Genomic DNA, 8,777 nt, shown 5'->3' with positions numbered 1-8,777 from the left:
GGCAAGAAACTCGACCGCCTCGGCGACATCGCCGACGGAGGCGGCAACGACCGCGGCAATGGAGATGGCAACAACGACGGGGACGGCAGCGACAGCGACGGAAACGGCGAGGACGAGGAGAGGAACGACCCCTCCTGCACGCCCGGCAACAGCTTCGTCCCCGGTACCCCGGTCCTGCTCGCCGACGGCACCACCCGGCCCATCGAGGACGTCGCCGTCGGCGACGAGGTCCTGGCCTTCGACCCGCTGACGGGCGAGGAAGGCCCCCGCGAGGTCACCGACCTCATCTCCGGCGCGGGCGAGAAGACCCTCGTCACCCTCACCATCGACGACGGCCAGGGCACCACCGGCACCCTCACCGCCACCGACGCCCACCCCTTCTGGGTCCCCGGGCAGGCCGAGTGGGTCGACGCCATCGACCTCGAACCCGGAACCTGGCTCCGCACCTCCACCGGCACCTGGACCCAGATCACCGCCGTCGACACCCACACCGCCCAGGCCCAGCAGGTCCACAACCTCACCATCGCCGACCTGCACACCTACTACGTGGGTGCAGGCTCCGCGAACGCACTCGTCCACAACGCGAACTGTGATCGACTCTATGAGGGGCCCGGATTCCAGCATGTACTGGATGAACACGTCTCTGGGAGCCCGGGGGTCACTCCGGAGAACACTCTGTTCAAGGATTACTATGACCCCGACGATATCGGGGACCTCATCGAGGAAACGGTGCAGAACAGCGAGGGTAGGCCGAACACATCCGACCCCGAAACCGGGATGAGTCGAGACGGATCCGTGCACACGCTGGAATTTGATTACCCTGTGGGCACCACGCAAGGAAACCCGCCAGAGGATCTTTATAGCCTCCAGGTGGTGGTCAATCCCGATGGAACGCTTCGAACCGCGTTCCCTGTGAGGTGAGGGCAGTGGGCGTTCGGGAGCATGACACTTCCCCGAGCATGCGCTGGCGACTCCTCGGAGCAGGATCGGCCATGTGGACCTGGCGGACCGGCGACGAGGAGGTCAGAGTACACGCATCCTACTTGAGTGACGCGCTCGGTAGCCTGTTTCGATCAGCCCGCGACCTTCACATCGGATCCGGATCTACGTTCGCCACCTTTCTACAGGAGCCGGGAGGAAACAGGATTTTCTTCTCCGGGGCTTCTCGGGAGGGAGAGGTCTACGTTCAGATCGTCGCATTCGAAGACATGCAGTCAGAGGCTGATCGATGGTCGCGGGGAAGACTCCGCTGGGCCAAGCGTCTTCGAACGGATGACGTCATCGAGTCGGTGAGGTCAATGGGTGAGCGCATACTTTCCGAGTATGGAAAATCCGAATATCGGAGGGTCTGGGGTCAACCCTTCCCAGAAAGGGAATTCAATGACCTCTGGCGTGCGCCCACCACATGAGGATCGACCTCGACGACTCATGCGAACAGCCTGACCGCCTGCCTCGGCATCTCAACTGTGGCGATGCCGGGTCAGGCGGATTTGGTAACCTGAATCTTGATTGAGGTCAATGATCAGGATGGGTCCGATGACGCAGGTGTCGTGGAAGTCGAAGGAGCTCACGGTCGGGCAGATCGCGGAGCGTAGTGGGGTCGCCGTGTCGGCGTTGCACTTCTATGAGCGCGAGGGGCTGATCCGCAGCCGTCGCACCGCTGGGAACCAGAGGCGGTTCCAGCGCGATACGCTGCGGCGGATCGCGTTCATCCGGGTGTCGCAGCGGGTGGGGATTCCCCTCAGCCGGATCCGCGAGGCTCTGGAGGAGCTGCCGGACGAGCGCACGCCGACGCGTGAGGACTGGGCGCGGCTGTCGGAGAAGTGGCGCGACAAGCTCGACGCCCGCATCCGGATGCTGGAGCGGCTGCGCGACGACCTCACCGGCTGCATCGGTTGCGGCTGTCTGTCACTGGAGCTCTGCGTGCTCTCCAACCCCCACGACGAGCTCGCCAAGGAGGGCCCAGGCCCGCGGCGGCTGCTGCCCGCCGCCGGAACCGACTGCCTGGAGAGCAGCCGCTGCGACGGCGCGGCGTGACACCAGCACCGTTCCCAGGGGGACGGGGAGACGGGTGTCCCCGGCGTCCCCGCCGGGGACCGTGCGGTCACAGAATCGAGGACGGCACCTCTGCGGCCGAGGCGGTGGGCCAAGTGAGGGGGTCGTCGCCGAGGCGGACGAGTTCGGCCACCTGCTCCTTGCACCAGGGGGAGACGTCGTAGAGGCCGTTGAGCACGCCGTCGGCGACGTCGCTCCACGGCAGCCAGCGCACGTCGGCGACCTCGGCGGGGTCGGGCTTGATCGGGCCGTCCACGACGGCGCGGAACACGGGGCACAGCTCGTTCTCGACGGTTCCGTCGGCCATGACCGCCCGGTAGCGGAAGCGCGGGAGGACGGGCTCCGGCGTCGTGCCGGCGGTCCCCAGCTCCTGGTCGAGCCTGCGGGTCACGGCCTCGGCCACCGGCTCGTTCGGCGCGGGGTGCCCGCAGCAGCTGTTGGTCCACACGTGGGGCCAGGTGAGCTTGTGGGCGGCGCGGCGGGTCATCAGGATCCGGCGCTGGTCGTCGAAGAGATAGCAGGAGAAAGCCAGATGCAAAGGCGTCCGGTCGGTATGCACTGTCGATTTCGGCGATGATGAGACGGCTCGTCCGGTTTCATCGAGCAGCACGACCATTTCAGCCACGTTGTTTTTCCCTTCCACCGGGAGAGAGGATTTCCCGGGCGTTGACCTGGTGCGTACCCGCGCCGATGGTGCGACAACCACTCGAATCACGGCGCTTGGAGTCGCTTTTATCGCCTCCCGTCCAATTTGATCGGATAAAAAGTGCGTTTGGTGTCCGCATTCAGCCGCGACCGTGGACGGGCGCCAATTCCGCGGCCTCCGTGATCCGCCGCAGCGCATCCGGGCCCGGACCGGGCGCCGGGGTGAATACGCGGACGAGGGCGCCGCCGGGCAGGGCGCCGGCCGCCACCCAGGATGCGGAGGTGCGCAGCACGGTGAAGGCCACGTCCGCCCCGTCGACCGCGATGTCGTGGGCCGACCAGGCGGCGTCGGCGGGCAGCGCGAAGGACTGTGCGGCCAGCGGGTCGCGCATCCGCCGCTCCATCAGGTCCCGCTCCGCGCAGAACGCGCGGATGTCGCGCTCCCCTGGGCCGTGGCCGTCCTCCCCGTCGCCGCCCTCCCAGACACGGGTCGCGATCTCCAGGTCGGGCCCGTTGTCGGGCCCCTCCGGTGTCGAACCGAAGTCGACCACCACCTTGACGGGCGGCCCGCCGCCCGGCGCCACGGTGGTGGAGCTGACCCGGCCGCGCCGGTCCTCCCCCACCGGCGCGAACAGCGGAACCGCCGCGACCACGTCGTCGAAGGCGGGGGTGTCGGGGTGCATCTGCATTCCTCACGTCCGGGTTCCGGGATGGCGTGTGCCCATGCCGATCATCCCAGGTCGTTCCACGACTCCCCGGCGCCGCGTCTGCGCCGTGCGCTCACACGGGGGCGCCGCCGTATCCGATCTCGTTGCCGTCGGGATCGCGGAAGATGGCCTTGCGCACCCCGTTGGCGTAGGTCTCCCGCTCCGCGGGGTCGAGCCCCCGCTCGGCGATCTGCGCCAGGCGCGCGTCGAAGTCGCCGACGAAGACCGTGTGCCGGGCGTGCCCGGCGTGCCCGGGCAGGTGCTCGATGTACACGAAGCGGTGTTCGGCGAGCTCCCACACGGCCTCGGTGTCGTTGGGGATGAACGCCGGTGCGGCGCCCAGCAGCCGTTCGTACCACTTCAGCGCCGCGGAGTAGTCGGCGACCGGGATGCCTGCGAACAAGTCGAGAGCCATGCGGCGATCCTACGAACCTCCAGAGACACCGCCCGGTTCCCCGGGCTCCGGCGCGCCCGGCCGCCCGCACTGGGTTCGGCCCCTGGTCGAAGGGCGCCGTACTAGGCTCGGACCGCGCCGCCTGCACCGGTGGCCGCGGTGGCGCCCCGGCCATGGGCGAGGGGAGGAGGGGCAGGGCCGATGACCGTCTCCGGGCGCCGCAGGATGCGCGTGGAGTCCGCCGACGGTACCCGCCTCAACGTCGAAGTAAGCGGCCCCGAATCCGCGCCGACCCTGGTGCTCGCCCACGGCTGGACCTGCGCGATCCCCTTCTGGTCCCCGTTGGTGACGCGGCTGGGGTCGGGCCTGCGCGTCGTCCGCTACGACCAGCGCGGCCACGGCCGCAGCGACGCCCCGGCGCGCGGCGGCTACGGCACCGGCGCCCTGGGCGACGACCTGTGCGCGGTCCTGGAGGCCACGGTCCCGGCCGGGACCCGCGCCGTGCTGGCGGGCCACAGCATGGGCGGCATGGCGCTCATGGCCGCCTCCGAGCGGCCGGCGTTCCGTGCGCGCGCCGCCGCCGTCGCGCTGATCAGCACGGGCAGCGCCGGGCTGCTCGGCGGATGCCGCATCGTGCCGGGTGTGGCCGGCCGCCCGCGGCTGAGCGCGCTGGCCCACCGGGTGGCCCTGGGGTCGGCGCTGCCCCTCGGGCCCGTCACCCCGCTGACGAGTGCGGCGCTGCGCTACGCGACCATGGCGCCCGGTGCCGCCGCCGACGTCGCCCGCCTGTATGCGCTGATGGCGCACGCCTGCCCGCCGGTCCCGCGCCGCCGGTGGGCGCGGGTCCTGTCGACGCTCGACCTGGACCACGGCGTGTGCGCCCTCGACATCCCCACGGCGGTCGTCGCCGGGACGCTCGACCGCCTCACCCCCATCGCCCACGCCCACCGCCTGACGCAGCTGCTCCCGGGCCCGGCGCGGCTCGTTGAGATCCCCGGGGCCGGCCACATGACCCCGCTCGAGGCCCCCGCGACCGTCGCCGGCGTCCTGCGTGACCTGGCCGGCACCCATCTGGCATCCCCGTAGCGATCGCGGAGAACCCGCGGCGGCACGGCGAAGCGGGGTTTCCATCACCACCACGACGTCGCCGACCGTCATACGAGAGGACTCGATCCCCTGATGGGCACCGACTGGACCCGGACCCGGCGCATGGTCCTGCGCGAGCGATTCTCCGAGGCGGAAGTCGAGGACTTCGCGCAAGAGCTGGGCTGGACTCGGCAGGGGGTGGACCCGGCGGACCCGGAGGAAGGCATCGACTACCACGTCTTCTGGGCACCGCCCGGAGCCGCGCTCGCGCTGCACTACACGGAGGACGACCTCGCCGGGGACAGCTACGTGATGGTGATCGGCAAGGACGCGGCCGCGGTCCGGGGAGCGCAGGCCCTGGTGGAACCGCGGTTGAAAACATGGCGGTCAGCGGAATTGCTCGCGGAGGTGGATCGCGCCGTCGGTCCGGTAGCTCTGGCCCGGGCCGTGCTCCGCGCCGGGCTCGGCGCTCCCGAAGAGTTCAACGAGGAGTTCTTCGCCCGGATCGGCTCCGCGTTGCAGCACCCTGACCGACTGGTGCGCGAGACCGCGGTGTGGGCGGTCACCTTCTCGCCCTACGCCGAGTACCAGCCCGCGCTCACCGCCCTCCGGGACGGCGACGAAGATCCCGACGTGCGGGCGAACGCCGAGATCCTTCTGGAAGGCTTCGACGAAGCCGAGATCCGGAAACAGTGAGCGGTTCCGCGGAAACTCGTGTGGCGCGGCGGGGTTTCCGGTCATGTGGCCAGGTCCAGCCATTCCCCGACGGCCAGCACGTGTGCGCGCCGTCCGGCGTGTGTGCGGAACTCGCCCTCCGGGTCGGAGACCTCGACGTAGCCCGCGATCTTGTCCGGCTGCTCCGGCTCGTAGTGCATCGGCACCGCGTACCGGGCGTCGAGGATCTCCGCGGCCGCGGCGGCCTGCCTCGGGTCCATCGCGGCGGGCAGAGGGCTCGGCGGCTGTAGGTGCGGCGCGTCGACCACCGCTCCGTTGGCGGGCAGGAACACCGCGTCGAACGGGCTGAACCGGCGTGCGATGCGCCACCAGTAGCCGTGGAACATCGTGTCGCCGCCGTGGAAGACCCGCTGCCCGTCGGCCTGCACCACCCAGTTCAGCTGCGGGTCGCCCAGCCCGTCGACGGCGGGGACCGCGGTGGCGCGGAACGGCCCGACGTCGCGGCTGGACCAGGCGTCCACGACCTCGGCGGCCAGCCGGTGAAGGGCCAGTTCGCGTTCGGCCGGCAGCGTGATCACGTTGTCGGTGTCGTCGCCGTGGCCGGGTGCCGGTCGCAGCACCGGCGCTCCCGGCGTCAGCACGTCCGCGAGCGCGGACGCGTCGGTGTGGTCCCGGTGCAGGTGGGTGACCAGTGCGGCGGTGACCTTCCCGCTCGGCACCGTCAGCCCCTCGCCGGGCTTCCACCCCGTGAACAGCGGTGAGAGGTCCCGCGCGTAGTCGATCACCAGGCGCTCGCCGTCCGCCTCGATCTCCACCCCGGCCCAGCCCAGTCGTCGCACCCGCATCTCGCACTCCTTCATCTCGGTGACCACCACCCGGAATTTAGCGTACGACCGTCCTCTAAATCAATAGCGAACGAACGTACGCTATCCTTGTCGCATGTCACCGCGACGCTCAGCCGCCGATGCGCAGGCCACCAGGGGCCGGATCCTCGATCGCGCCGCCGAGATCGCCTCCGAGGAAGGGCTGGACGGCATCACCATCGGCCGGCTCGCCGGGGAGCTGGAGATGAGCAAGTCCGGGGTGCACAAGCATTTCGGCACCAAGGAGACACTTCAGATCTCCACCCTGGACAAGGCGTTCGTGGACTTCTGGCACCGGGTGGTCGAGCCCGCACTGGCCCAGCCGCCGGGTCTGCGGCGGCTGCGTGCCGTGTGCGCCAACTCGGTGGGCTACCTGGAGGCTCCATTGCTGCCCGGCGGCTGCCTGATGACCGCGGCGCTCACCGAGTACGACGGCCGCCCCGGCCGGGTCCGCGACGCGGTGGCCGAGGTGTGGTCGCGCTGGCGGGGACGGCTGCGCGCGGACCTGGCCGCGGCGGTGGACAACGGCGAGCTGCCCGCCGGGTTCGACATCGACCAGGCGCTGTTCGAGATCGTCGCCGCCGGGCTGGCGCTGAACACGGCCATGCAGCTCCAGCACGACAGTGCGGCGGCGGGCCGGGCCCGCCGCGCGATCGAACGGGCCTTGGACCAGTCCTGACCGGGGTCCGGCGCTCCCGGCGAGGTCGACGAGGACTTCTCGACCGGCGTTATCCGCATTGCAGCAGCCTGATCGAAGATCACATCCGGGAACAGTGAGCGCTTCCGCGAAACCCCGCGTGGCGCTGGGTGACCGCCTGAGGACCGGGCGGTGCCCGCGAGGGGCCTGGTGTGCTTCCGTCGGGGGCTGGCCGTAAAGTATCCGGTCACCGACCCGCTCCGGAGCCTACCTATGATGTCGTCATCGATCCCCTATGGCTTGATCGCCAGCGTCCCCCTGTTCGTGGTCGCCGCCCTCGGGCTGGCGCTCACCTCTCGCGTCCCCCGCGACCGGCGCGGCCTCACCGTGACCGCGATGGTGCTGTTCCTCCTGCACGCCGTCGTGGAGATGGGTCTATCGATCCGGGTGCTGATCTCGGTCACCGCCGGGACCCCCCTGCTGGCCATGGTGCTGAGCATCCTCCTCACCACGGTTCTGATGGTCGCCTTCGTGCTGCTGATCATCGCCGCCTGCCGCAGGCCGCGCGTCCCCGCGCCCCTGGTCAGCCCGGCCGGCCCGGCTCCGGCCGGTCCCTTCCCGCCGCCCGGAGTCCCCTGGCAGCCTGGGCCCCACCGCGGTCCCACACCGCCGCCTTCCTCTCCCCCGCCCGCCGGCTGAGCCTCCCCTCAACGGAGCCACATCATGACCTCCATGTCCTCCCCCTACATCGCGGCGCTCTCCGGCACGATCAGCTCGGGGTTCATCGCCCTGACCGCCCTGGCGATCGGCGTCTTCGCCCTGATCTGGGCCGGACGCGCACCGCAGGGCAAGTGGCTCGTGCGCACCGCCGGGCTGCTGCTGATCCTCGTCTCCCTCTTCCAGTTCCTCTGGGCGGTCTGCTTCCTCCTGGCGACCTATCCGCCGCCCGTGTTCACGCCGTGGATGGTGGACCTCCTGCCCGCCGTGACCCTGGTGCGCAGCAGTGTCTCGGCCATCGCCCTGACCGCCGCGGTCGCGCTCGGCCTCACCGCCGTCGTCCGCGGCAACGGGACCGCTCCCGGGACGCCCACAGCGGCCCGCTGACCCGGCGATCCCCGGGCCGCCGCCCGGGGACCCCGTGGGCTCAGGCCGGGGACCCCGTGGGCTCAGGCCGGGGACCCCGTGGGCTCAGGCCGGGGCGGGGTCGCGGGCCTCGTCCCGTCCCCGGCAGGCCAGGGCGTCGGCGCGCTCGTTGCCCGGGTGGCCGTTGTGGCCCCGCACCCAGCGCCATTCGACGTCGTGGCGCCCGGCCGCGGCGTCCAGGCGCTGCCACAGGTCGGCGTTCTTCACCGGCTGCTTGCTCGCGGTGACCCACCCCTTGCGCTTCCAGCCGTGGATCCACTTGGTGATGCCGTCGCGCACGTAGGTGCTGTCGGTGTGCAGGTGGACCGGCAGCGGGCGCTTGAGGCTCTCCAGCGCCATGATGGCCGCCATCAGCTCCATGCGGTTGTTCGTGGTCTCGGGGTCGCTGCCGTACAGCTCCTTCTCGTGCTGCCCGTAGCGCAGCACCACCCCCCACCCCCCGGGGCCGGGGTTCTTGGCGCAGGCCCCGTCGGTGTAGATCTCAATGGCGTCGCCGCCCGGTTCCTCTTCTCCATTGGTTCGCACGCGGGGCAATCTACCGCGCCGGACGGGCCGCAGGCGGTTCTCCCTTC

At 70.6% G+C, this 8,777-nt stretch carries 12 protein-coding genes; 7 read left to right on the top strand and 5 right to left on the bottom strand.

Going from position 1 to position 8,777, the window contains the following annotated elements:
* Together ACFOVU_RS29110 and soxR are read left to right on the top strand one after the other, a co-directional pair.
* Nucleotides 1-921, top strand: a 921-nt coding sequence (locus ACFOVU_RS29110) for a polymorphic toxin-type HINT domain-containing protein (RefSeq protein ID WP_378538684.1), incomplete at its 5' end; no start/stop codon positions are given.
* 615 nt (nucleotides 922-1,536) lie between these two features.
* Nucleotides 1,537-2,037: a redox-sensitive transcriptional activator SoxR gene (gene soxR, locus ACFOVU_RS29105; RefSeq protein ID WP_378538688.1), complete on the top strand. Its 501-nt coding sequence runs from the start codon at nucleotides 1,537-1,539 to the stop codon at nucleotides 2,035-2,037.
* Between the two features lie 67 nt (nucleotides 2,038-2,104).
* Here the strand turns inward: soxR and idi are convergent, their stop codons facing one another.
* The 3 genes from idi to ACFOVU_RS29090 form a co-directional block, all read right to left on the bottom strand.
* On the bottom strand, nucleotides 2,105-2,671 hold the full coding sequence (gene idi / locus ACFOVU_RS29100) for an isopentenyl-diphosphate Delta-isomerase (RefSeq protein WP_378538687.1): 567 nt from the start codon (nucleotides 2,669-2,671) through the stop codon (nucleotides 2,105-2,107).
* A 169-nt stretch (nucleotides 2,672-2,840) separates the two neighbouring features.
* The gene (locus ACFOVU_RS29095) at nucleotides 2,841-3,383 is read right to left on the bottom strand and encodes a hypothetical protein (protein WP_378538682.1); all 543 of its coding nucleotides are present in this window, start codon (nucleotides 3,381-3,383) and stop codon (nucleotides 2,841-2,843) included.
* Between the two features lie 97 nt (nucleotides 3,384-3,480).
* Nucleotides 3,481-3,822, bottom strand: coding sequence for a VOC family protein (locus ACFOVU_RS29090; RefSeq protein ID WP_378538681.1), 342 nt, complete (start codon nucleotides 3,820-3,822; stop codon nucleotides 3,481-3,483).
* Nucleotides 3,823-4,002: 180 nt separating this feature from the next.
* Here ACFOVU_RS29090 and ACFOVU_RS29085 point away from each other — a divergent pair, with 180 nt between their 5' ends.
* Both ACFOVU_RS29085 and ACFOVU_RS29080 read left to right on the top strand, forming a co-directional pair.
* Nucleotides 4,003-4,887, top strand: a complete 885-nt coding sequence (locus ACFOVU_RS29085; protein ID WP_378538679.1) for an alpha/beta fold hydrolase — start codon at nucleotides 4,003-4,005, stop codon at nucleotides 4,885-4,887.
* Between the two features lie 93 nt (nucleotides 4,888-4,980).
* On the top strand, nucleotides 4,981-5,583 hold the full coding sequence (locus tag ACFOVU_RS29080; RefSeq protein ID WP_378538678.1) for a HEAT repeat domain-containing protein: 603 nt from the start codon (nucleotides 4,981-4,983) through the stop codon (nucleotides 5,581-5,583).
* A 41-nt stretch (nucleotides 5,584-5,624) separates the two neighbouring features.
* Here the strand turns inward: ACFOVU_RS29080 and ACFOVU_RS29075 are convergent, their stop codons facing one another.
* Nucleotides 5,625-6,434 carry an MBL fold metallo-hydrolase gene (locus ACFOVU_RS29075; protein WP_378538676.1) on the bottom strand — a complete coding sequence of 270 codons (810 nt, stop codon included), beginning with the start codon at nucleotides 6,432-6,434 and terminating at the stop codon, nucleotides 5,625-5,627.
* A 67-nt stretch (nucleotides 6,435-6,501) separates the two neighbouring features.
* Between ACFOVU_RS29075 and ACFOVU_RS29070 the strand changes: the two genes are divergently transcribed.
* From ACFOVU_RS29070 to ACFOVU_RS29060, 3 genes are all read left to right on the top strand, one after another.
* Complete coding sequence (locus ACFOVU_RS29070; RefSeq protein WP_378538675.1) at nucleotides 6,502-7,104, top strand: TetR/AcrR family transcriptional regulator; 603 nt, start codon at nucleotides 6,502-6,504, stop codon at nucleotides 7,102-7,104.
* Nucleotides 7,105-7,338: 234 nt separating this feature from the next.
* The gene (locus tag ACFOVU_RS29065) at nucleotides 7,339-7,761 is read left to right on the top strand and encodes a hypothetical protein (protein ID WP_378538674.1); all 423 of its coding nucleotides are present in this window, start codon (nucleotides 7,339-7,341) and stop codon (nucleotides 7,759-7,761) included.
* Nucleotides 7,762-7,785: 24 nt separating this feature from the next.
* Nucleotides 7,786-8,166, top strand: a complete 381-nt coding sequence (locus tag ACFOVU_RS29060; RefSeq protein WP_378538672.1) for a hypothetical protein — start codon at nucleotides 7,786-7,788, stop codon at nucleotides 8,164-8,166.
* Between the two features lie 84 nt (nucleotides 8,167-8,250).
* On the opposite strand, the gene rnhA is transcribed toward ACFOVU_RS29060, so the two are convergent.
* Nucleotides 8,251-8,730 (bottom strand): ribonuclease HI, encoded by a 480-nt coding sequence (gene rnhA, locus ACFOVU_RS29055; RefSeq protein ID WP_378538671.1) that lies wholly within the window; start codon nucleotides 8,728-8,730, stop codon nucleotides 8,251-8,253.
* Nucleotides 8,731-8,777 lie beyond the last annotated feature (47 nt).

The organism is Nocardiopsis sediminis, assembly GCF_042650565.1.
Classification (GTDB): Bacteria; Actinomycetota; Actinomycetes; order Streptosporangiales; family Streptosporangiaceae; genus Nocardiopsis_B; species Nocardiopsis_B sediminis.
This window is presented reverse-complemented; position numbering and strand designations above follow the sequence as displayed.

Bases quoted from the DNA above. Each gene is read 5' to 3' on its own strand.
- soxR (WP_378538688.1), top strand. From the start codon at position 1,537: ATGACGCAGGTGTCGTGGAAGTCGAAGGAGCTCACGGTCGGGCAGATC.
- idi (WP_378538687.1), bottom strand. From the start codon at position 2,671: ATGGTCGTGCTGCTCGATGAAACCGGACGAGCCGTCTCATCATCGCCG.
- ACFOVU_RS29095 (WP_378538682.1), bottom strand. From the start codon at position 3,383: ATGCACCCCGACACCCCCGCCTTCGACGACGTGGTCGCGGCGGTTCCG.
- ACFOVU_RS29090 (WP_378538681.1), bottom strand. From the start codon at position 3,822: ATGGCTCTCGACTTGTTCGCAGGCATCCCGGTCGCCGACTACTCCGCG.
- ACFOVU_RS29085 (WP_378538679.1), top strand. From the start codon at position 4,003: ATGACCGTCTCCGGGCGCCGCAGGATGCGCGTGGAGTCCGCCGACGGT.
- ACFOVU_RS29080 (WP_378538678.1), top strand. From the start codon at position 4,981: ATGGGCACCGACTGGACCCGGACCCGGCGCATGGTCCTGCGCGAGCGA.
- ACFOVU_RS29070 (WP_378538675.1), top strand. From the start codon at position 6,502: ATGTCACCGCGACGCTCAGCCGCCGATGCGCAGGCCACCAGGGGCCGG.
- ACFOVU_RS29065 (WP_378538674.1), top strand. From the start codon at position 7,339: ATGTCGTCATCGATCCCCTATGGCTTGATCGCCAGCGTCCCCCTGTTC.
- ACFOVU_RS29060 (WP_378538672.1), top strand. From the start codon at position 7,786: ATGACCTCCATGTCCTCCCCCTACATCGCGGCGCTCTCCGGCACGATC.